General features: G+C 70.5%; 19 protein-coding genes. 16 read left to right on the forward strand and 3 right to left on the reverse strand.

The window, feature by feature from the left end; genetic code table 11:
- Nucleotides 1–211 precede the first annotated feature (211 nt).
- Nucleotides 212–1,594: a M24 family metallopeptidase gene (locus tag HV826_RS14975; protein WP_176417686.1), complete on the forward strand. Its 1,383-nt coding sequence runs from the start codon at nucleotides 212–214 to the stop codon at nucleotides 1,592–1,594.
- Between the two features lie 9 nt (nucleotides 1,595–1,603).
- Here the strand turns inward: HV826_RS14975 and rtcR are convergent, their stop codons facing one another.
- Complete coding sequence (gene rtcR / locus HV826_RS14980; RefSeq protein WP_176417687.1) at nucleotides 1,604–3,226, reverse strand: RNA repair transcriptional activator RtcR; 1,623 nt, start codon at nucleotides 3,224–3,226, stop codon at nucleotides 1,604–1,606.
- Nucleotides 3,227–3,370: 144 nt separating this feature from the next.
- Between rtcR and HV826_RS14985 the strand changes: the two genes are divergently transcribed.
- The 5 genes from HV826_RS14985 to HV826_RS15005 all read left to right on the forward strand — a co-directional run bounded on the left by HV826_RS14985 (nucleotide 3,371) and on the right by HV826_RS15005 (nucleotide 8,459).
- Nucleotides 3,371–4,606: an RtcB family protein gene (locus HV826_RS14985; protein ID WP_176417688.1), complete on the forward strand. Its 1,236-nt coding sequence runs from the start codon at nucleotides 3,371–3,373 to the stop codon at nucleotides 4,604–4,606.
- 164 nt (nucleotides 4,607–4,770) lie between these two features.
- The gene (gene rtcA / locus HV826_RS14990) at nucleotides 4,771–5,787 is read left to right on the forward strand and encodes an RNA 3'-terminal phosphate cyclase (RefSeq protein WP_176417689.1); all 1,017 of its coding nucleotides are present in this window, start codon (nucleotides 4,771–4,773) and stop codon (nucleotides 5,785–5,787) included.
- A 120-nt stretch (nucleotides 5,788–5,907) separates the two neighbouring features.
- Nucleotides 5,908–6,762 (forward strand): bifunctional DNA-formamidopyrimidine glycosylase/DNA-(apurinic or apyrimidinic site) lyase, encoded by an 855-nt coding sequence (mutM, locus tag HV826_RS14995; RefSeq protein WP_368670928.1) that lies wholly within the window; start codon nucleotides 5,908–5,910, stop codon nucleotides 6,760–6,762.
- Between the two features lie 61 nt (nucleotides 6,763–6,823).
- Entirely contained in the window at nucleotides 6,824–7,066 is a 243-nt protein-coding gene (locus tag HV826_RS15000; RefSeq protein ID WP_163783905.1) for a hypothetical protein, read from the forward strand.
- A 16-nt stretch (nucleotides 7,067–7,082) separates the two neighbouring features.
- Nucleotides 7,083–8,459 (forward strand): sigma-54 dependent transcriptional regulator, encoded by a 1,377-nt coding sequence (locus HV826_RS15005; RefSeq protein ID WP_176417691.1) that lies wholly within the window; start codon nucleotides 7,083–7,085, stop codon nucleotides 8,457–8,459.
- Between the two features lies 1 nt (nucleotide 8,460).
- Here the strand turns inward: HV826_RS15005 and HV826_RS15010 are convergent, their stop codons facing one another.
- On the reverse strand, nucleotides 8,461–9,177 hold the full coding sequence (locus HV826_RS15010; RefSeq protein WP_176417692.1) for a hypothetical protein: 717 nt from the start codon (nucleotides 9,175–9,177) through the stop codon (nucleotides 8,461–8,463).
- 105 nt (nucleotides 9,178–9,282) lie between these two features.
- Here HV826_RS15010 and HV826_RS15015 point away from each other — a divergent pair, with 105 nt between their 5' ends.
- From HV826_RS15015 to HV826_RS15035, 5 genes are all read left to right on the forward strand, one after another.
- The gene (locus HV826_RS15015; RefSeq protein ID WP_176417693.1) at nucleotides 9,283–10,437 is read left to right on the forward strand and encodes a PleD family two-component system response regulator; all 1,155 of its coding nucleotides are present in this window, start codon (nucleotides 9,283–9,285) and stop codon (nucleotides 10,435–10,437) included.
- An 86-nt stretch (nucleotides 10,438–10,523) separates the two neighbouring features.
- Nucleotides 10,524–11,273 carry a YebC/PmpR family DNA-binding transcriptional regulator gene (locus HV826_RS15020; protein WP_176417694.1) on the forward strand — a complete coding sequence of 250 codons (750 nt, stop codon included), beginning with the start codon at nucleotides 10,524–10,526 and terminating at the stop codon, nucleotides 11,271–11,273.
- A 24-nt stretch (nucleotides 11,274–11,297) separates the two neighbouring features.
- Nucleotides 11,298–11,873, forward strand: a complete 576-nt coding sequence (ruvC, locus tag HV826_RS15025) for a crossover junction endodeoxyribonuclease RuvC (protein WP_176417695.1) — start codon at nucleotides 11,298–11,300, stop codon at nucleotides 11,871–11,873.
- Nucleotides 11,870–12,478, forward strand: a complete 609-nt coding sequence (gene ruvA / locus HV826_RS15030; protein ID WP_176417696.1) for a Holliday junction branch migration protein RuvA — start codon at nucleotides 11,870–11,872, stop codon at nucleotides 12,476–12,478. Before ruvC ends, ruvA begins: the two co-directional genes overlap by 4 nt.
- Nucleotides 12,479–12,750: 272 nt before the next feature.
- Nucleotides 12,751–14,277 (forward strand): ELWxxDGT repeat protein, encoded by a 1,527-nt coding sequence (locus tag HV826_RS15035; protein ID WP_255207780.1) that lies wholly within the window; start codon nucleotides 12,751–12,753, stop codon nucleotides 14,275–14,277.
- Between the two features lie 3 nt (nucleotides 14,278–14,280).
- On the opposite strand, the gene HV826_RS15040 is transcribed toward HV826_RS15035, so the two are convergent.
- Nucleotides 14,281–15,360: a hypothetical protein gene (locus HV826_RS15040; protein ID WP_176417698.1), complete on the reverse strand. Its 1,080-nt coding sequence runs from the start codon at nucleotides 15,358–15,360 to the stop codon at nucleotides 14,281–14,283.
- A 201-nt stretch (nucleotides 15,361–15,561) separates the two neighbouring features.
- Here HV826_RS15040 and ruvB point away from each other — a divergent pair, with 201 nt between their 5' ends.
- From ruvB to HV826_RS15065, 5 genes are all read left to right on the forward strand, one after another.
- Entirely contained in the window at nucleotides 15,562–16,593 is a 1,032-nt protein-coding gene (ruvB, locus tag HV826_RS15045) for a Holliday junction branch migration DNA helicase RuvB (protein ID WP_176417699.1), read from the forward strand.
- 6 nt (nucleotides 16,594–16,599) lie between these two features.
- Nucleotides 16,600–18,075, forward strand: a complete 1,476-nt coding sequence (locus HV826_RS15050) for a hypothetical protein (protein WP_176417700.1) — start codon at nucleotides 16,600–16,602, stop codon at nucleotides 18,073–18,075.
- Between the two features lie 468 nt (nucleotides 18,076–18,543).
- Nucleotides 18,544–19,488, forward strand: a complete 945-nt coding sequence (gene lpxC, locus HV826_RS15055; protein WP_176417701.1) for a UDP-3-O-acyl-N-acetylglucosamine deacetylase — start codon at nucleotides 18,544–18,546, stop codon at nucleotides 19,486–19,488.
- Between the two features lie 47 nt (nucleotides 19,489–19,535).
- A complete protein-coding gene (locus tag HV826_RS15060; RefSeq protein WP_176417702.1) occupies nucleotides 19,536–20,621 on the forward strand; it encodes a thioredoxin domain-containing protein in 1,086 nt (361 codons plus the stop codon).
- A gap of 25 nt (nucleotides 20,622–20,646) precedes the next feature.
- Nucleotides 20,647–21,879 carry a DUF4388 domain-containing protein gene (locus HV826_RS15065; protein WP_176417703.1) on the forward strand — a complete coding sequence of 411 codons (1,233 nt, stop codon included), beginning with the start codon at nucleotides 20,647–20,649 and terminating at the stop codon, nucleotides 21,877–21,879.
- The last annotated feature ends 13 nt before the right edge of the window (nucleotides 21,880–21,892 follow it).

Raw genomic sequence — 21,892 nt, forward strand, 5'->3', positions numbered from 1 at the left:
GACGCGGAGGACCTGGGGGGGCGGGAGCTGGAGGCGTTCGACGAGAGCGACTTCGAGTTCCAAATCGCCAGCTTCTGAGTTCGGCGCGTGGGGGGAGGAAGGGGCCGCGCCCCAGGCCCTCCGCCTCCAGAGACTCCAAGGGCTCTGGAGGCGGAGGCCCCCTGGCTTTCATGCGATACGGTGCGGCCTCCTTCTCGATGGGAGTCCTCACATGAAGTCCGTGAAGTGGGCGGCCTTGCCGCTGTTGCTGCTGGCCGCCTGTGCCACCACGGGGCGCCAGGGCGCCGCTGACGACTCGCCGCCGCGCCTCATGTCCTGGTCGGAGCAGATCGCCGAGCGCGAAGCCTGGCTGGAGAAGCGCCACGGCATGCTGCTGGACATGATGCGCCGCCATGGCGTGGGCATGTGGGTGGTCGTCAACGAGGAGTTCCACGACGACCCGCTCACCCAGTTCATCGCGCCGCCGCGGCCCTATGCGGGCAACCGGGACATCTTCGCGTTCGTCGACGCCGGGCCCGAGGGCCTCAAGCGCGTCGCGCTCTCCGGCTACTCGGAGGCCACGCTCGCGCGCTTCTTCGAGCTGCCCGAAGAGGGGCGCAAGCCGCAGGAAATCCTGGCGGACCTGAACACGCGCTATCAGCCCCGGACGATTGCCCTGGGCATTGGCGGCAAGCGCGGGGTGACGCGCAGCCTGACGAAGGACAGCTACGCCTTCCTGGTGGAGTCCCTGGGCGCGGAGGCGGAGGCGCGCTTCGTGAGCGCCGCGCCGCTCATCGAGGAGTACCTGGACACGCGCATCCCCGAGGAGTGGCTGCACTATCAGCGGCTGGTGATGCTGACGGAGGCCGTGGTGAAGGAGGCCTTCTCTCCGGAGGTGGTGGTGCCGGGGAAGACGACCGTCGGTGACGTGCGCCGCTACCTCTATGACAGGCTCTGGGCGCTGGGCGTGGACACCTGGTTCCAGCCGGACCTGCGCGTGCAGCGCAAGGGCCTGGACGGCTCGAGCTCGCGAGGCTTCCTGGCGCCCGCGAAGGAGGACGTCGTCATCCTCCGCGGCGACCTGCTGCACGTGGACTTCGGCATCACCTACATGGGGCTGAACTCCGACTGGCAGAAGATGGCCTACGTGCTGAAAGAGGGTGAGACGGACGCGCCGGAGGGGCTCAAGCGGGCGCTGGCCAACACCCTGGAGCTCCAGGACGCGCTGATGCTGCGCGCCTCCCGTCCGGGCCGCACGTCCGCGCAGGTGTACACGCAGACGATGGCGGAGATGAAGGAGAAGGGCATCGAGGCCATGGTGTACAGTCACCCGCTGGGCAATCAGGGCCACGCGCTGGGCGCGAGCATCGACTTCCGCTCGGCGAGCCGGCAGGAGGAGTCCAAGACGCTGCGCCTGGGCTCGTACATCGCCATCGAGCTGAACACCGCCACCGCGGTGCCGGAGTGGGACGGGCAGAAGGTCTACGTGATGCAGGAGGACCCGGCCTACCTCACCGAGGAGGGCTGGAAGTTCTTCGTGTCCCGGCAGGAGTCGTTCTACCTCGTGGGCCGCGGCGGCAAGGGCGTGACGACGCGCGGCATGCCCATGCTCTGAAGCCCCTGTCTACGCGCCTCGCCCGCTGACGTCCGCCCAGGTGAGGCCGAAGCGGGCCAGGTACTTCTTCAGCCGGTCCGCGTCGTTGACGCTCTTCTTCTGGGCGCGTGACTGTGCGAACAGCACGCGCCCCGCGTCCGACAACGAGCGTGACGCCCGGCAGGCGCTCAGCACATCCGCGAGCTGGACCCGGTCGAAGCGGTCCAGCTCGCTGGCGAGACTCTCCCCCAGCACCTCCGCGACCAGGTCCCCGGCGGCGATTGCCACCTTCGCTCCGGAGGGGCGCCACTGCTCGCGAAGCCGTTCGAGCTCCTCGTCCACCACGTCCCGGGTAATCCGCCCGCCCGCCGCCAGCGTGGCCATGCGCAGCACCGCCGCGTTGAGGTCCCGGAAGTTGCCCGCCCACCGCGCCTCCGGGGACGTGGCGAAGGCCAGGAAGTGCGCCTGGGCCTCCTTGTTCATGGTGACGCGCGTGCCCACGGCCTCCGAGGACTGGTCCAGCTCGAAGAGCAGGTTGGGTGGGATGTCCTCTGGACGCTCGCGCAGCGCGGGCAGCCGGAAGGTCCACAGGTTGATGCGCGCGAGCAGGTCCTCGCGGAAGCGCCCGCGCTCGACCTCGACCTGGAGGTCCCGGTTGGTGCCCGCGATGAGCTGGAAATCACTCTCCACCTCGCGGTCCGCGCCCACCGGCAGGAAGCGCTTGTCCTCCAGCGCGCGGAGCAACATGGCCTGTTCGTCCGCGCCCAGCTCGCCGATTTCGTCCAGGAACAGCACGCCGCCGTTCGCCTGCCGCAGCAGCCCGGGCCTGTCGCTCAGCGCACCCGTGAAGGCGCCCTTCACGTGGCCGAAGAGGGCGGACATGGCGCCGTCGCCTCGGAGCGTGGCGCAGTTGAGGTCCACGAAGGGGCCCGCCACACCACGCCGCGCCTTCTTCAGCGCGTAGATGCGCCGCGCGAGCTGCGACTTGCCCGCGCCGGTGGGGCCGGTGATCAGCAAGGGTGCGCGGGACTGGACGGCCACCTGTTCGATGCGCTCGATGAGGCGGTTGAACGCCGCGTTGCGGGTGTCGATGCCGGACTTGAGGAAGGCCAGTCCTTCTCGCTGCTCCTGCCGGAAGCGCGCGGCCAGGGTGTCGTACTGGGACAGGTCCAGGTCGATGAGGGTGTGCGTGCCCGCCCCCGCGCGGTCCCTGGGGTCGGGTGACACCTGGACCAGCTTGCCGGGGATGAGGCGGCTCTCCACCAGCAGGAACATGCAGATCTGCGCGATGTGCGTGCCCGTGGTGATGTGGACCAGGTAGTCCTCCGCCTCGGGGTTGAAGGCATAGCCGCGCACGTAGTCGAGCAGCGCGCCGTAGGTCTCCTCCAGGTCCCATGGGTTCCGGATGTCCAGGGGCCTGCCCCGCACCTCCGTCTCCGGTGACACCTGCCGGATGTCTCCCACCAGGGTGGCCGCGAGCGAGGTCGCGTTCGGCGGATGCAGCAGCTCCAGCCGGTGCACGAGCAGGTCCTCCTGCTGGCACAGCGCCACCGTGGGCCGCCACCGCATCCAGCGCTGCGGCCCCTGCCCGTTGTCCAGCGTCGTCCCGAGCATCCCCAGGACCACCGTCTTGCGCGCGCGCGATTTCGCCATCCAGATATGACTTTATCCAAAAAGATAGAAAATGTCAGCTCGCGTGGAGGGCTCCCCTCGGGAGCGGTGTTGGCACGGCGGCTGCTCTAGGCCTCCCCCGTGACCGGGACACAGCGCCCGGCGGACGACTGAAAGGTGGAGACGATGAGCCGCGACAACGGGAACTACGAGGTGCTGTCGGACGAGGCGGGCCGCCCCATCAAGGCGTGGACGGTGGGTGTTCCGTTCGAGGAGGAGGCGAAGAAGCAGCTCCGCAACGTGCGCGGCCTTCCCTTCATCCACAAGTGGGTCTCGGTGATGCCGGACGTTCACCGCGGCTACGGCGCGACGGTGGGGAGCGTGGTCCCCACGGTGGGGGCGGTGGTGCCGGCGGCGGTGGGGGTGGACATCGGCTGCGGGATGATCGCCGTTCGCACGACGCTGCGGGCGGACCAGCTTCCGGACTCGCTGCGTGGGGTGCGCTCGGCGATTGAGCGGGCGGTGCCGCATGGCCGCTCCGACAACGGTGGCCGCAACGACGTGGGCGCGTGGCGTGTGGCGCCCGCGCGGCACCAGCAGGAGTGGGCGCGGTTGGTGGAGGGGTACGACCGCATCGTCGGGAAGCATCCGCGCATCGGCCGTGGGCCGGAGCTGTCGCACCTGGGGACGCTGGGGACGGGGAACCACTTCATCGAGCTGTGCCTCGATGAGTCGGAGGGCGTGTGGCTGATGTTGCACTCCGGCTCGCGCGGCGTGGGGAACCGCATCGGGAGCTACTTCATCGAGCTGGCGAAGCAGGACATGCGCCGCTGGTTCATCAACCTGCCGGATGGAGACCTGGCGTACCTGGCGGAGGGGACGGAGCACTTCGAGGACTACGTCTTCGCGGTGGGCTGGGCGCAGGACTACGCCGCCACGAACCGGGCGCTGATGCTGCATGAGGCGGTGGAGGCGCTGCAATTGAGCGGTGAGCTGCCTCCGTTCGAGCTGAAGGACGCGGCGGTGAACTGCCACCACAACTACATCGCCCGTGAGCACCACTTCGGAAAGAACTGCTTCGTGACGCGCAAGGGCGCGGTGCGGGCGCGCGAGGGTGACCTCGGCATCATCCCCGGAAGCATGGGCGCGCGTTCGTTCATCGTCCGAGGGAAGGGGAACGCGGACAGCTTCCACTCCTGCAGCCACGGCGCGGGCCGGGTGATGTCGCGTGAGGCGGCGAAGCGGCGCTTCACGGTGGAGGACCACGCGAAGGCGACCGCGGGCGTGGAGTGCCGCAAGGACGTGGACGTCATCGACGAGACGCCGGCTGCGTACAAGCCCATCGACGCGGTGATGGCGGCGCAGGCGGACCTGGTCGAAGTGGTCCACACCCTGAAGCAGGTCGTGTGCGTGAAGGGTTAGTGAAACCCAGAGGTGACCATGCCGGGATGAAGACACCGAGGCGCCCGCGCTCCCCAAGAGGCCGAAAGGCCGCCAGGATGGGGGCGCGGGCGCCGCTATTTTCACGGGGGTGTCAGTGCGCGCCGGGTGGTTCGTGATTCGCGAGCAGCAAGGAGGAGTACGTCATGGTGCGCATTGATGGCTCACAGGGAGAGGGCGGGGGGCAGGTGCTGCGCACCTCGCTGGCGCTGTCGCTGGTGACGGGCACGCCCTTCACCATCCAGAACATCCGCGCGGGCCGGAAGAAGCCGGGCCTGCTGCGTCAGCACCTGACGTCGGTGAAGGCGGCGGAGGCCGTGGGGGCCGCGGAGGTGTCGGGCGCGGAGCTCGGCTCGCGCGAGCTGACCTTCCGGCCGCGCGCCCTGGCCGCGGGGAACTACCACTTCGCGGTGGGCACCGCGGGCAGCGCGACGCTGGTGCTCCAGACGGTGCTTCCGGCGCTGCTCCTGGCGGACGGGCCTTCCACGTTGATGTTGGAGGGTGGAACGCACAACCCCATGGCGCCACCGTTCGACTTCCTCCAGCGGGCGTATCTGCCGCTGGTCCGTCGCATGGGGCCTTCCGTGGAGGCGACGCTGGAGCGGGCTGGCTTCTTCCCGGCCGGGGGCGGGAGGTTCCGGGTCGACGTGCGGCCCGCGCCGCTGAAGCCGTTGCACCTGCTGGAGCGGGGGCGCGTGGTCCGTCGCGACCTGAAGGCTGTGATTGCGATGATTCCGTTCGACGTGGCGCAGCGCGAGCTGGGTACGGCGGGGGCGGCGCTGAAGTGGCGGCCCGATGAGCTCCGGACGGAGGAGCTGAAGCGCCCGCTGGGACCCGGAAACGTGCTGGTCGCCGAGGTGGAGAGTGAACACGTGACGGAGGTCTTCACCGGCTTCGGTGAGCGGGGGAAGCGGGCGGAGGCCGTGGCCGAACACGTCGTTGAAGAGGTGAAACGCTACCTCGATGCGGGCGTGCCGGTGGGCGAGCACCTGTGTGACCAACTGCTGCTCCTCCTGGCCCTGGCGAAGGGCGGCACGTTCCGCACGCTGCCGCTGGACGGACATGCCGAGACGCAGCTCCACACCATCGCCCAATTCTTGGATGTGAAGGTCGAGGTGCGGGAGGTCTCTCGCGACGTCCGCGAGGTGGAAGTCCGCGCCTGAGCCCAGGGGGCGCGGCGTCGCGCGCTCCGCTCGGAGGGCAGCCGGGCGCCGTGACGCGAGGGCGTCCTCGTGGCACGACGCCAGGCGCCGACACCATGCATGTGCGGAGGAGACGTCCGCGTGGCAGAGGTGCCTGAAGTCGAAATCATCACCCGGGACTTGCGGCAGGCCGTCGTGGGCCGCCGCTTCGTGGGGGCGGAGGTCCTGGTTTCCGCAGCCGTCCGCTTCCCGTCGCCGCCGGACTTCATCGAAGCCTTGAAGGGGCGGCAGGTCACCGCAGCGAACCGGAGGGCCAAGTTCATCCTGCTCGCGCTCGATGACGGGACGACGCTCGCGCTGCACTTCATGCTCTTCGGTGAGCTGGCGCTGCGCCCCAAGGGGAGTGAGCGCCCGGCTTCGACGCTGGTGGTGCTCGAACTGGAGGGCGGCGAGGAGCTGCGGTTCACGGACTCGCTCGGCTACGCGCGCCTCGCCCTGGCCCCTTCCGATGAGCTGGCCGCGCGCTTGAAACTGGACGGACTCGGACCGGAGGCGCTGGGAGTGGAGTTCACCCCAGCGGTGCTGGCGCGTCAGCTTGGGCGGCGGAAGAGCCCCCTCAAGACGGTGCTCCTCAACCAGCGGGTGGTGGCGGGGCTCGGCAACCGGGACGCGGACGAGAGCCTGTGGCAGGCGGGGATTGCGCCACGTCGGCTGGCGTCGTCCCTCACGGCCGATGAGGTGGTCCGGTTGGATCGCGCCATCCAGGCGGTGCTCGATGAAGGGCTCCGCATGCGAGGAACCCAGCGGGACCTCTTTGGCGTCCAGGGGCAGGCGAAGCACCGGCGCAACGTGTTCGGCCGCGCGGGGGCGCCGTGCCCGCGCTGCGCCACGCCCGTTTCCCATCAACGCCTCGGCGGGCGGAACACGTACTGGTGTGCCACGTGCCAGCCCATGACGAGCGCGCCTGAAGTCTCCGCGCAGGCCTCGCTGCTGTGATTCGCGCTGTCACGGGCTGGGGCGAGTGGGCAGCGGACACGGCGGCTGTTAAAACGGCCTCGTGTCCGACGTCACCCCATCCACGCCACCTCCGTTCGAAGCCGCGCTGGTCCGCGCCAGCGAGGAGCTCGGCTTGCCCAGCTACTACCAGTCCTGTGTGCGCCCGCTGCTGCGCAACCCGGAAGGCCGTTGGCCGCGGTGCTGTGGCGGCGGGTGTGAGCCATGCGCCCAGACGCTCATCCAGGTGGCCCTGCGCACCCTGGAGCTGATGGGGACGCCGCGCCAGGCGCCGCTGCCGGACTGACGCGGAGGCCACACGCATGTCCACACCGCACCCGCTGTTGCTCGTGGATGACGACGCCGCGTTCCGCAAAGTCTATGGCGGGCTGCTGCGCGAGGCGGGCTACGCGGTGGTGGAAGCCGCGGACCGGCCCTCCGCTCGCGCCGCCTTTGACGCACGCGACTTCCCCCTGGTGTTGCTCGACTTGATGCTGCCTCCCGACGGCAGCGTCTCCGCGGGGCTGGAGGGTCTGGCGGCGCTGTTGAGCGCGAAGCCCGGGACGAAGGTCATCGTCGTGTCCGGGGCAGGGGACACGCGGCACACGCTGGAAGCGGTGCGCCTGGGCGCGTACGACTTCCTCACCAAGCCGGTGGACCCGGACGTGCTGCTGGTGGTGGTGCAGCGGGCGCTGGCGCGGGTGCAGTTGGAACGACAGGTGGAGACGCTGCGCAGCTCGCTGACGCGCGCGGCGGGCGGTGTCTCGCTGGTGGGGCAGAGCGAGTCCTTCCTGGCGGCCACGGCCCTGGCGGAGCGCGTGGCGGCCAGTGAGCTGCCGGTGCTCGTCACCGGGGAGAATGGCACCGGCAAGGAGTTGCTCGCGCGCGCCGTCCACCTCAAGAGCCGGCGTCATGACGGGCCCTTCGTCCCCATCAACTGCGGCGCGCTGCCGGAGTCCCTGCTGGAGAGCGCCCTGTTTGGCCACGTGAAGGGCAGCTTCACCGGGGCGACCAAGGACCACCGCGGCCTCTTCGCGGAGGCGGACGGAGGCACGCTCTTCCTGGACGAGCTGGGCGACATGTCGCCGTCCCTCCAGGTGAAGGTGCTGCGCGCGCTGGAGACGGGCGACATCCTGCCGGTGGGCGCGGACCGGCCTGTCCAGGTGGACGTGCGGCTCATCTCCGCCACGCACAGGGACTTGGGCCGCATGCTGCAGGAAGGCGCCTTCCGCGAGGACCTCTTCTGGCGCGTGAAGGGCGTTGAAATCCGCCTGCCGCCGCTGCGCGAGCGCCCCGCGGACCTGCCGCTGCTGGCCAAGCACTTCCTCAACCAGTGCGCGCACCTGTGTCCGGACGGCCGCGCCCGGCTGTTGTCGGACGCCGTAGCGGAGGCCCTGCTGGCCCACGCGTGGCCGGGAAACCTGCGCGAGCTGCGCCATGAGATGCAGCGCGCCACCGTGCTGGCGGGGGAGCGGCGCGAAATCCAGCCCGAGGATTTGTCCTTCACCGGCAGCGAGCGGCTCCGGCCCTCCAGCACGCCGGGCGCCACCACGCTGGCGCAGAAGGTGGAAGCGCTGGAGCGGCGTGAAATCGAGGAGGCCCTGCGGCGCTTGAATGGCAACCGCACGCATACGGCGGAGGCGCTGGGCCTGTCGCGCCAGGGCCTGCTCAAGAAGCTGGAGCGCTTCGGGCTGACGTGAGTCAGAAGAGCCGGACGCCCAGGCCCAGCCGGACGCTGTAGCCCAGGCGCGTGTGGCTCTCACCCGAGCGCTCCTGGAAGGACTCCACGCCGAGCTGGCCCGCCGCCAGCGCCGACAGGTTGCTGCCCAGGTACACCTCCACGCCGCCTCCGCCGAGCGCCTGGATGCGCCGCGACTGGCCATTGGACAGGCCGATGTCCACCGGCACGTCCAGCAACCCCAGCACGGACACCGTGTCCGCGACGCGCCAGCCCGCCACCAGCCCGGGCGACACGCGAAGCAGCACGCCGGAGTAGTTCCGGTCGTCCATGTACGTGGCACCCGAGTTGAGCACCACGCCCAGGCCCAGCGTGGGCGCCAGGGACAGGATGCCTTGCTCCAGCACCTTGCGCCGCACCGCGAGCTCCAGCGAGGCGGAGAGCTGGAACCACTGGAGCCGTGCGCGCGCTTCCAGCTCGAAGCCGGAGATGCCTTGCCGGAAGCCCACGCCAAGCTCCGGCGCGCCCACGAAGCCGTAGAGCGCCGTGGCTCCGTCCGGCAGCGTCACCGGGGCCAGCACCGCGCCCAGCGGGTCCTCGCTCGTGCCGCGCAGGAGCGCTGTGTCAGACGTCGTGACGCGCGGCGTTTCGTCGGCGGGGGCGGGCGCCTGGGCGGCGGACTCCAGGGAGACGAGCAACAGCGCGGACACGAGAGGGCCGAAGCAGCCGGAACGCATCATGTGCACACCCTACCCCGCACCGTGGCGGGCGGAAACCCCAACGATTCCAGGGGCTTGTCGGCACCTTGCGTATTTGTCCGGCTTAGCGCGAAGATTTAGTAATTCATGGCTACCGCGCTCCCACAACCTTCCACGTATGCCGGACCGGAAGCCCTGGCCGAGGCGGGGGCGCGTCGCCGTGCGTCACGGGGCCGGCCCCGCGTGTTGCTGGTGGATTCGGCGCCGGGCGCGCAGGCCGTGCTGGCCGCCGCGCTGGCGGAGGCGGGCTTCGAGGTCCTGTTGGTCGCGGGCGCGCAGGCCGCGCTGGCGTCGCTGGCGGAAGGTGGCACGCCGCCGCAGTTGGTTGTCACCGAGGTGGAGCTCCAGGACGGAGACGGCTTCAGCCTGTGTGGCCAGGTTCGCGCGGACGCGCGCACGGCGCACCTGCCGGTGGTGCTGCTGGCTCGGCGTGAAGAGGACTTCCATCGGGACCTGGCGGGCGGCGTGGGCGCGGACGACTATCTGGCCCATCCCGTGGAGGCGCGAGACGTGGTGGCGCTGGCCCGGCTCAAGGCGGGCCGGTGCAGCGGTGACGCGGCCTTCGAGTCGGACACGCGGCGGCTGCCGCTGACGGACGTGGCGCGAGCGCTGCTGGCGGGCGGCCGCTCTGGCCGCGTGGTGATGGCGGAGGGGCAGGGCTGGTTCGCCTTCCGGCACGGCCTGGTGGTGGACGCCGTCTTCAACGGTGAGCGCGGCAGCCTGGCCTTCCGGAGGATGCTCTGCTTCGGCGCGGGGGACTACTCGGTGGTGCTGGGGCCCGAACTGCACAAGGGCTCGTTCACCATGGACCGCCCGTACCTGTGTGAGACGGTGCTGCAGGGCCTGGAGCGCTTCGACGCGCTGCGTGCCCGGGGCCTGCCGCTGGCGTCGCGGCTGACGGTGGACTTCACCCGGCTGGCGGATCTGCTGGCGTCGCTGCCGGAGGACGTGGGCGAAGTGGTGCGCCTCTTCGACGGGCGCCGGACGCTGCGCGCCATGCTGCTGGAGTGCCAGTTCCCGGAGGCGGTGGCGTACGAGGCGTCCACGCGGCTGTTCGCGCTGGGCATCCTGGTGCCCGCGTGCCTGCTGGAGGAGCGCGAGCGGGCGCGCTGTGGCGCCAAGGTGCCCGGCTTCTTCGAGCCCGCGCCCGCCGTGGACGCCGTGCCGGTGGAGGCGCGGGAGAAGGGCCCCGGCGCGGAGGGCCTGACGGGGGCTGTCCGGTCCGACGACGCGGGCGTTTGAAGGGTTTGACTCGGCGGCCCCCGGTAGGGGACAAGGCCCGGCGCGGGGTGCTCCATCCGCTGGGCGCCCGCTGAGGCACACCCCCCATGTCCGGTCACAATCGGTGGTCGAAGATCAAGCGCCAGAAGGCCGCGATGGGCGCGACCAAGGGGAAGCTGTACTCCAAGGTCATCAAGGAAATCACCGTCGCCGCGCGGCTCGGTGGTGGTGAGCCCTCCGGCAATGCCCGTCTGCGCGTCGCGCTGGCCGCGGCCCGCGAGGCCAACATCCCGAAGGACACCATCGAGCGCGCCATCAAGAAGGGCACGGGCGAGCTGGAGGGAGAGAGCTACGAGGAGGTGACGTATGAGGGCTACGGCCCCGGCGGCGTCGCCATCCTGGTGGAGTGCCTCACCGACAACCGCAACCGGACCGCGGCCGACATGCGCTCCACCTTCAGCGCGTACGGCGGCAACCTGGGCGCCGAGGGCGCGGTGGCCTGGATGTTCCAGAAGAAGGGCGTCATCAGCGTGAAGTCCGGACCCTCCGAGGACCAGTTGATGGAGCAGGCCATCGACGCGGGCGCCGAGGACGTCATCCTGCTGGGGGACGAAGGCGCCGAGGTGCGCACCGCGGCGGCGGACCTGCACACGGTGGCGGGGCGGCTCCAGGAGTCGGGCCTGCCGCTGGGGCAGCAGCGGTGGGTGTTCCTCCCCCAGAACACCGTCGCGCTGGACGTGGACACGGCGAAGAAGCTCCTGAAGCTGCTGGACGCGCTCGAGGAGAACGACGACGTGCAGAACGTGCACGGGAACTACGAAATCGAAGACGCGATGCTGGATTCGTTGTTGCAGTAGCGGAGTCCTGGAACGGAGTGGAACGTGCGCGTGCTTGGCGTTGACCCGGGAAGCCGGTTCATGGGCTTCGGGGTGGTGGAGGAGAAGCGGGGCCGGCTGGTGCACGTGGGCCACGGCGTCATCAAGGGCGACCCGGCGCTGCCGCTGTCGGACCGCCTGCGGGACTTGCACGGCGCGCTGACGGCGGCCCTGGTGAAATACCGTCCGGACGCGGTGGCGGTGGAAGGCGTGTTCACCTTCCGCAACGCGCGCAGCGCGCTGGTGCTGGGGCACGCGCGCGGCGTCGCGCTGCTGGCGGCGGCGCAGGCGGGGCTGCCCGTCTTCGAATACGCCCCGGCGAAGGTGAAGAAGGCGGTGGGGGCGGGCGGCGCGGACGGGAAGGGCGCGGTGGCGCGGATGGTGCGGACCTTCCTGGACCTGGAGGCGTCGGTGCTGGAGCGCGCGGACGCGAGTGACGCGCTGGCGGTGGCGCTGTGCCACCTCAACCATGGGCGGGCCGCGGTACCGGCGGCGTCCGCATCGGGAAAGAAGCGCAAGGGCGCGGCGTCGCTGCTGGCGGACCGGCTGGCGCCCGCGTACCGGCGTCCGGAGGCGAGATGATTTCGCGGTTGCGCGGGACGGTGCTGGAGAAGGACCTGGAGGACGCCACCATCGACGTGGGCGGCGTGGGCTACCGGGTGAACTTCTCCATGCTGACGCTGGGGAAGCTGCCGGAGGAGGGACAGCCGGTGGACGTGCGCGTGCGCACCGTGGTGCGCGAGGACGCCTTCGACCTCTTCGGCTTCCTGACGAAGGGTGAGGAAGAGGTGTTCCTGCTGCTCAACAGCGTGTCGCGGGTGGGGCCCCGGCTGTCGTTGATGGTGATGTCCGGCATGGAGGTGCCGGAGCTGGTGGCGGCGCTGTCGCGGGGCGAGGTGGCGCGGCTGGCGAAGATTCACGGCGTGGGGAAGAAGACCGCCGAGCGGCTGGTGCTGGAGCTCAAGGACAAGGTGAAGACGATTCACCTGGAAGCGGTGTCCCGTGGCACCGCGCCGCCCGCCGTCAGTGGCGCCCATGCGGACCTGGTCTCCGCGCTGCTCAACCTCGGCTACAAGCAGCCCCAGGCGGAGAAGGCCGCGGACCTGGCCGGCGAACGGTTGGGGGCGGAGGCCACCTTCCAGGCGCTGTTCCGCGAGGCCCTCAAGGCGCTCCGCTCCGGCGGCTGAACGCTACGACACGCCGGTGTGACGGCGCTGTGACGGCAAAATCCAGGAGAACGGCTGGGCCGTACTGTCCTCTCTGGGGTTGAGAGCTTGAAAGTCGCTGGGGCCAGAAGGCCCCAGTGTTGCCCTGTCTGCAGAAGTCGTCAGGCGTCGCGTGATGCCGGACAGCAGACGCGATTTCCTACCCGAGTCCGAGTAGGAGCATCCGGCATGGGTGACACTTTCCAGTCCCAGTGGCGAGGGCCGGCACGGCGCCGAGGATGAGGGTTGCATACATGACGTCATGGCGTGCCATTCCTGTGTGGCTGTCGCTGCTTTGCGGGGGAGCGGCGGAGTGTGAGCCGCTGGTGGAAGGTGAGGCGGGGGAGGAATGGGCGCGGGCCGTTCCCGGGTCGCAGGCACCTGTCGACGAGTCGACGGAGGCGTCTGCGCGCAAGGGGCCCGTCCTGTTTCCGCAGCCCTGGGCGGTGTGCAGCGACACGGCCCAGCGGCTGCGTGACATCCGGCCGGGGCTGACAGGTTCGCATCCGCAGGAGCTGGCGCGAGCGGGCGAGGTGCTCGTCTTCACCGCGGATGACGGCGTCAGTGGCCGCGAGCTGTGGGCCAGCATCGATGGGTCGCGGCAGACCGTCCGGCTGAAGGACCTGCGGCCGGGGCCGGCGGGTTCGCAGCCTCGGAACCTGACGCGGGTGGGGTCCTGGGTCTTCTTCGTCGCGGACGACGGCGCGCATGGCGCCGAGCTGTGGCGCACGGACGGCACCGCGGACGGCACGGTGCTGGTGCGGGACGTGCGGCATGGGACGGTGGGCGCGGCGCCGGAGTTCCTCACCGAGGTGGACGGCGCCCTCTACTTCACGGCGGATGACGGGCTGTCCGGCCGCGAGCTGTGGCGCACCGACGGCACGGACAAGGGCACGGAGCGGGTGCATGACTTCCTGCCCGGCGCGGGTTCACTTTCCCTGAGCCAGTTGACGGCGTGGGGCAAGGGCCTGGCGCTGGTGTCCGCCAACGCCGCGGAGACGGTGCTCTGGTGGGTGGACCGCCAGGGCCGGCCGACGCGGCTGTTCTCCCAGCAGGGCGCCGGGGTGATTTTCGGGCTGACGCCGGCGGGCCGGCACCTGTTCTTCCTGTTGGACCCGGGCACGGAGCAGGCCGAGCTGTGGGTGGCGCGCACGGCTCCACCGTTGGCCGAGCGGGTGCGGACCTTCGCAGGCGACTACCCTGCGTACCTCGCCGCGCTGGATGACACGCTGTACTTCCTGGCGGGGGCGGCAGACTGGTACGGCAACCCAGGCGACGCGGTGCACGGCGGCGAGCTGTGGCGCAGTGACGGCTCGGTGGAGGGCACGGGGCTCGTCGGGGACCTCTGGCCCGGTCCCCAGGGTTCGATGCCCAAGGAGCTGGTCGCGCTGGGAGGCGCGCTGTACTTCACCGCGGACGACGGCGTGCACGGCCGGGAGCTGTGGCGGACCGACGGCACGGCGCAGGGCACGATGATGGTGCGCGACATCGAGCCGGGGCCGGTGGGCAGCATGCCCACGGGGCTCCAGGCCGAGTCCGGCTGGCTGTTCTTCTCCGCGGAGACGGCGGGGCACGGGCGCGAGGTCTGGTACAGCGCCGGCCGCCCCTGGGTGACGAGCCGGCTGCTGGACATCGCGCCAGGGGCCGCGTCGTCGAACCCGTTCAACTTCGTGCGCGCCGGCTTCAACATCTTCTTCGCCGCGTCGGACGGCGACAGGGACCAGGAGCTGTACGCGGTTCCCTTCCGCCCCTGGTGGCTCTGCCTCAGCCGGGACTGCTGAGCGCTACGCGGCCCGCCGTGACGCGGGGGTGGGCCGCACGTCGCCGAAGTTGGGCGCGGGCAGGACGATGGTGGGCGACAAGCCAGGCGCCATGACGTGCGCGGTGAGCTGCGAGGACGGGTGGAAGTTGATGAACGCGCCCTCCACGGAGGACGTGCCCGCGAACAGCTTCTCCACCACCATGGAGGAGTATTGGTCCAGGGAGTCCTCGCGCGTGTTGCCGTTGAGGACGACCTCCCAGCCCATGTGCTCGGCGAAGCGGCGCACGCCGGGGATGGCGGACTGCAGCGGCGTGTAGCTCTCCGTGGCCACGCCATTCTCGCTGGTGACGAACACCTCGCGCGAGGTGGCCACCGCCAGCGACATGTTGCCGCGCGTGTGGCCGGGCGTGCTGAGCAGCGCCGCGCCCTGGCCCAGCCACACGTCGCCGTCCAGCAGCACCACGCGCTCGCGCGGGATGTCGGCGCCGCCCGGCACGAGCCACACCGCCTGCATGGGGTGCGGCTCCAGGGCCACCTCCCATTCGGCGCGCTGCACCAGCAGGCGTGCCCGGGGGAAGTACGCGGGCATGCCGTCACCGCCCAGCCAGCCGCGCAGGTCCTGGATGTGGAGGTGGTCGAAGGCCAGGTAGTCCACGTCCGCCGGAGTGAGGCCCAGCGCGGCCAGGTGGCTCTGCACCGAGCCGTGCCGCGTGGACATCACCTTGTCGGAGACGAAGGCGCCGTAGCGCTCGCGCAGCGCGCGGTAGAAGGGGGCGGAGACGCCGCGCTCGTAGTCGGACGGGTTGAACAGCAGCGTGCGCCGCGCGCCCTCCCGGTCCACGAACTGCACCACCTGCATCCGGTTCGTCAGCATGACGTAGGGCGCCGGAGACGCCGCCGCGCCGCTGAAGGCGAACGGGGCGGGGTAGGGGAAGGTGACGAGGTCGCAGGTGGCCACCGCGGCCACCGGGCCTTCCTTCACGAAGGCCTCCCGCGCATCCAGCGCGGCCCGGCGGAGCTTCTGGAGCCGGAGCCCGGGCACGGGTTCGGCGCGCGCACCGGCCAGGGATGGGAGGGGACGAAACGCGGGGCTCGGGTTCATGCGGTCTCCAGACTCGACTCTCGCACACGGCAGGCGCACTTCAATCGCCTCGGAGTGTCGGCGGAGGCTGTGCCAGGAACGTCGGGAGCGGGGCCCACCTTCCCCTGTCCGCGCCCGCCTGGCTGGCGGGCCCGGCGGCCCACGGAGTGTATCGCCGCCAGATGTGCGGCGACACGCGCGGCCTTCCTGTATAGGGTCCGGATGGTCATGGCGAGGAAGTCCGACACACTCTCGGAAGACGTCCTGCCCGAGGACGTCCGGCTCGAGGCCTCCCTGCGTCCGCGCTCGTTCGACGAGTACGTGGGCCAGGGGCCCGTCGTCGAGAAGCTCAAGGTCTACGTGCAGGCCGCGCGCAGCCGGGGCGAGGCCCTGGACCACTGCCTGTTCTCCGGCCCGCCGGGCCTGGGCAAGACGTCGCTGGCGCACATCATCGCGAACGAGCTGGGCGTGGGAATCCACGTCACCAGCGGCCCCGCCCTGGAGCGCAAGGGAGACCTGGCGGGCCTGCTCACCAACCTCGACGCGCGCGACGTGCTCTTCATCGATGAAATCCACCGCCTCAACGCCGCCGTGGAGGAATACCTCTACCCGGCCATGGAGGACTTCCGGCTGGACATCACCATCGACACCGGGCCCGCCGCCCGGGCGATGAAGATTGATTTGCCGCCCTTCACGTTGATTGGCGCCACCACGCGCACCGGCCTGCTCACCTCGCCGCTGCGCGACCGCTTCCAGATTCAGGAGCGGCTGGAGTACTACGACGCCAAGGCGCTGGAGAGCATCCTCCACCGCTCCGCGCGCATCCTGGGCATTCCCCTGGACAAGGACGCCGCCCGCGAGGTGGCCAGCCGCTCGCGGGGCACGCCGCGCATCACCAACCGGCTGCTGCGCCGGCTGCGTGACTTCGCGGAGGTCGAAGGCAATGGCAGAATCACCCTGGAGCTGGCGCAGAAGTCGCTGGACAGGCTCGGGGTGGACGCCAGCGGCCTGGACTCCATGGACCGCAAGATCCTGCTGACCATCCTCGACAAGTTCGGCGGCGGCCCGGTGGGCGTGGAGACCATCGCCGCCAGCGTGGGCGAGCAGCGCGATACCATTGAAGACGTGTACGAGCCCTTCCTGATGCAGGAAGGCTTCCTCCAGCGCACGCCGCGGGGCCGGATGGCCACGCATCGCGCGTACCAGTATTTCAAGAAGCAACCACCGCCCACGCCCCAGGGCAGCCTCTTCTGAGATGCCATGAGCCAGGACACGCCTTCCTCGTCGCCCCACGTCCCCCGCGACTTCTACGCCGACCTGATGCGCGCCTCCCAGACGTCGCGCGCCGGCTTCCTCGCCGAACGCGAGCGCTGGCTGCGGGGCGTGCCCGTGGAGGGGCGGGAGGAGCTGCTGTTCGAGTTCGAGATGCTGCTGCGCGCGGTGGAGCGCTACCTCAACCTCAACACGGTGGTGGACGCGCGCGACAGGCCGCTCGTCACGCGTGACTTCCGCGAGGAGCTGGCGGACGTGCGCGACGCCATGGACCGCGCCATCCGCGTCGCGCGCCACCTGCAGGACCCGGACAGCGACCAGAAGATGGTCTTCCGCAAGTACGTGGAGACCCAGCTGGCGGACGACCGCGTCCGGCGCGCGCTCATTGAAGAGCAGCTGGACCAGGAGACGCCGCCCGAAAGCCTCTTCGTGCTGCGCGAGGCCTTCGACGCGCTGAAGAACCTGCTGGACCACCTGCTCAAGCTGCCGGCGGCGAACCTCGGCCTGTTCCAGGACGTGGGCAAGCTGTCCCTGCGGGAGATCGTCCTCAACCGCTACTTCCGTCCCTTCCGCCCGCTGGAGTTCCGCGTCGAATACGACCGGCTCCGCTCGGTGCGGCTGCTGGACACGCTGGTCACCCTCCAGGAGGAGCAGCGCACCGCCTTCACCACCGCCTTCCTGGGCCTCTTCCGGCTGCTGCACTACCTGGCCTACGTGGACGCGGAGGAGCAGCCGCCCTTCTCCCGCCGCGTGCGCGTGCTGCTGGCGCTGGTGCGCAGCGAGGCCACCGCGCTGGCGTCGTGGATGCACTCGGAGCTGTCTCCGAAGGCCGGCTCCAAGTCCCTGCAGGCCGCCACGCTGCGCGCCGCCCGTGACATCGCCCGGGAGACGGAGCGCGTGGCCCGCGACGTGCTGGTCAACCTGGACCGCGACGCGGAAGCCCCGCTGCGCGCCGCGTCCGCCTTCACGGCGGTGCTGCGCGCGCAGGTGGTGGCGCTGGTGGAGGCGCTCGCGCCCAACGGGGGCCTGGCCGACGGCGTCTTCGACGAGCTGATGAGCCCCCAGGAGGCGGCGCTGCGCCTGCGCAAGGACCTGTGGGTGTACGCCCAGCTGTGCCGCGCCGCGGAGTCCCACCTGCGCGCCGAGGACGTCCCCGCCGCCGAGCGCGCGCTGGACGCCCTCAAGGACTTCCTGGGCTACTTCCACGACGGCGGCTACCAGCTGCTGCGCTACGGCGACTACGACGCCTTCGACCGCTTCACCTCGCTGCTGGTGGAGCTGCCCTGGCCGCCAGAGGGGCCTGGCATCCGCGCCCGGCTCGGCGAGGACCTGCGGCGCTTCATCCAGACGCTGGAGTCCACCTTCCACGCCGTCAGCCGCCGCACCCACCTCCAGGGCCGGGGCTTTGATCGGCCGGACGCAGAGGCCCTTCGGGACAGGTTCCTCACCACCCCCGCACGCTGATACAGCCCTGTCGTGGTGCTACTGGCCACCCCGCATGACGGGCCCTGTGTATGGGGCATTGTCACTGCGAGTGTTTGCGTCGTTGAGTTCCTTGCGCTATGGACGCGCCCGTGTTGCATGGAAGACACGGGTTGACGAGGAGGGGGCAGGGCGCGGGGATGCCAAGGACGGGGATGACAAATCCCGGACATCGGTGTCGCGGTTCAGGAGGGAATCAGCAATCCGCCACGGGGGGAGGGGCGCCAGGCCGGAACCGGTGCCCCTGAAGGCACGCGAAAAAGCCGAGCAACTCCAAGGGGTTGGAGCTGAATTCCAGGCCCGCGGCGCTGCCAGGCATGTCACGGAGAAGTGGCATGCTGATTGCTCGATTCGCGCGTCACATCAGACCACTGATGAACGTTTCCAGCCCTCCGGCGGGACTGGAGCGGAAGCTCCGCAGCACCGAGAAGCCACGAGGCGACACCCACAATGCGACCGTCCTCCTACAACCAGCGCACTCTCTCGAAGATCGCCTCCCTGCAGGGCGTGGGACTCCACTCGGGTGCCCGGGTGACGCTCACCCTGCGCCCGGCGCCCCCGGGGCATGGCATCGTCTTCGTGCGCACGGACCTCGCCCGCCCGGTGAGCATCCCCGCGCTGGCGGAGTACGTGGTGGACACCTCGCTGGCCACGACGCTGGGCCGTGACGGGGTCCGCGTGGGCACGGTGGAGCACCTGATGGCGGCGCTGGCCGGCATGGGCATCGACAACCTCCGGGTGGAGCTGGACGGTCCGGAAGTCCCCATCATGGACGGCAGCGCGGCGCCCTTCGCGGCGCTCATCCAGGGCGCGGGCGTGCGGGAGCAGGAGGCGCCCAAGGAGCTGCTGGTCATCCGCAAGGCGGTGTCGGTGGTGGACGGCGACAAGCAGGCCTCGCTCACGCCGGCCCGGCACTTCCGCATCAGCTGCACCATCGACTTCGAGCACCCCGTCATCCAGGGCCAGTCCTTCGACCTGGACTTCGGCGACCGGGACTTCGCGCGTGAGATTTCCCGCGCGCGCACCTTCGGCTTCCTGCGGGACGTGGAGAAGCTGAAGCAGCTGGGCCTGGCCCGGGGCGGTTCGCTGGAGAACGCCATCGTCGTGGACGAGGTCTCCATCCTCAACCCGGACGGGCTGCGCTTCCCGGACGAGTTCGTTCGCCACAAGATTCTGGACGCCATCGGCGACGTGTCGCTGTTCGGCCGGCCCGTCATCGGCCACATGACGGCGTACAAGACGGGCCACGCGCTCAACCACAAGCTGGTGCGCAAGGTGATGGCCGACCCGAGCTGCTACGACATCGTTCCCGCCCGCCGCCGTGAGCTGGAGGGCATGGGATTGGGCTTCTCCGGACTGGCCGGCGCGCTGGACTTCGAGCCGCTGGTCGCCTGACGTCATTAACTTGCAGGTCCGGGAAGGCTCGGCTAAGTGGGCGGGCTATGCTCAACCGTCCCACCCGCGTCATCCTCGCCGCGTTCCTGGCGGCCACCTTCACCGCCGGCTGTAACAAGGAGAAGGCGCCGGCCACCGCTCCCGCGGCGCAGCAGGCCGCGGGCGAGCCCGCGCCCGACACTGTCGTCGCGACGTTCGGCGACGGGCAGAAGATCACCTACAAGGAGCTCAACGAGCGCCTCCAGGAGCCGCTGGCCAACCTGGAGAAGCAGAAGTCGCAGCTCCTGAAGCGTGGCCTGGACGGCATGGTGACGGAGAAGCTCGTGGACGCCGAGGCCAAGAAGCGCGGCCTCACCCAAGAGGCGTACCTGAAGGCGGAGATTGACGACAAGGTCCCCGCGCCCACCGACGAGCGCATCAAGGAAGTCTACGACGGCGCCGCCGGTCAGCTGCCGGAGGGCTCCACCTTCGAGCAGATGAAGCCGCAGATCGTGGAGTTCCTGACGCAGCAGCCGAAGCAGGAGCGCGCGCAGGCCCTCTTCGAGGAGCTGCGCAAGTCCGCCAACGTCAAGCTGACGCTGCCGGAGCCGCCGAAGGCCCCCGTCGTCCGCAAGCAGGTGGCCGCCACGGGCGCCGCCAAGGGTGGCCCGGAGGGCGCGCCCGTCACCATCGTCGAGTTCAGCGACTTCCAGTGCCCGTTCTGCAGCCGCGCCAACCCGGCGCTGGCGCAGGTGCAGCAGGAGTACGGCGACAAGGTCCGCATCGTGTTCCGCCACTTCCCGCTCGACTTCCACAAGGAGGCGCCGAAGGCCTCCGAGGCCACGCTGTGCGCGCAGGACCAGGGCAAGTTCTGGGAGATGCACGACCAGCTCTTCGCCAACCAGCAGGCGCTGAGCGTGGACGCGCTGAAGAAGCACGCCGCCGACCTGAAGCTGGACACGGAGAAGTTCAACGCCTGCCTGGACTCGGGCGAGAAGGCCGCCATCGTCCAGAAGGACCTGGCCGAGGGCAAGCAGGCGGGCGTGTCCGGCACCCCGGCCTTCTTCATCAACGGCATCATGCTGTCCGGCGCGCAGCCCTTCGAGGAGTTCAAGAGCATCATCGACGCGGAGCTGAACGCGCCGAAGAAGTAGTCCCCGGCAGTCGGAGAGGTGGGCAGTGGCGACACGACCCAAAGCCACGCCCCGCCTCGCGGGTGATGCGGCATCGCTCGACCTGGAGCGGCCGCTCGCCCAGGGGTTGTCCCCCGCCCGTCCCCTCCAGGCCTGGTTCCACGGGCCGGAGGGGATGGTGCTCCTCCAGGAGCCGCCCGGCTTCGCTGGCTTCCTCGCCGGCAGCCTGCGCACCCTGTCGGTGGAGGAGGTCTTCGCCCACGTCCTGTCTGGCATCCGCAGCGGCCTGCTGGCGGTGCAGCACGCCACGGGCCGCCGCACGGTGTCCTTCCGGGACGGACAGGTGGTGTTCGCCACCTCCACGGAGCGCTGGGAGCGGCTGGGCGCGGCGCTGCTCCGCCTGGGCCTGCTGACGCAGGCGCAGCTGACGCAGGCCCTGTCGCGCGTGACGCCGTCGCGCCGCATCGGCCAGGTGCTCACGTCCGAAGGGCTCGTCTCCGAGGCCAACCTGTACAGCGCCATGACGTACGTGGTGCGTGAGGTGGTGCTCAGCCTCTTCGAGTTGGAGGACGGCGGCTTCGTCTTCGTCGAGGGCCCCGCGCCCATGGCGGACGTGGTGAAGCTGCCCGAGCGCACGCGGGACCTGGTCCTCACCGGAATCAAGCGGGCGGAGCTGGTGTCGCGCCTGCGCCGCCGCTTCCCGGACGACATGCGCGCCACGCTGGGCCCTGAAGGGCCGCTGCCGGGTGAAGAGCGGCTGTTCGCCCGGCTGGCGGACGGGCTGCCGCTGGCCGGCCTGCGCGCGTCCTACGAGGGCGGCCCGCACGCCTTCTACACCTGGCTGGAAGAGGCCGTGCGCGGCGGCAACGTGGCCGTCCACCCCGCGCCGCCGCCGCCGCAGGCGCCCGCCGTGGAGGGCATGGCCTGGGAGCTGCTCTCCGCCGAGGAGCGCTACAACCTGCTGTTGTCCCTGGTGCACCGGGCCCTGGGCGACGCCGGGGAGGCCACGGACCTGCTGCGCGGCTTCCTGGACGCGCCGCCGCAGGGGCTGGAGGACGCGTACGCCGGGGTGACGCTGGCGGCGGACGGGCGCGTGGACGTGGCGCGGCTGAGGGCCAACCTCGCCTCGGGAGGCGAGGCGGTGGGCCGGGCCCTCACGTTGGAGGCCCTGGACGCCTTCGTGTCCTATGCGTTGTTTTCAGCGCGCAACGTCCTGCCCGCGGAGGTGGCGGAGCGGCTGTCCAACACCTACCGCACGCTCCAGGGAGGGCTGGCCTAGGGGGCCGCCCGTG

Origin of the sequence: Myxococcus sp. AM010 (assembly GCF_013372585.1) — a bacterium.
GTDB classification, from domain to species: domain Bacteria; phylum Myxococcota; class Myxococcia; order Myxococcales; family Myxococcaceae; genus Myxococcus; species Myxococcus vastator.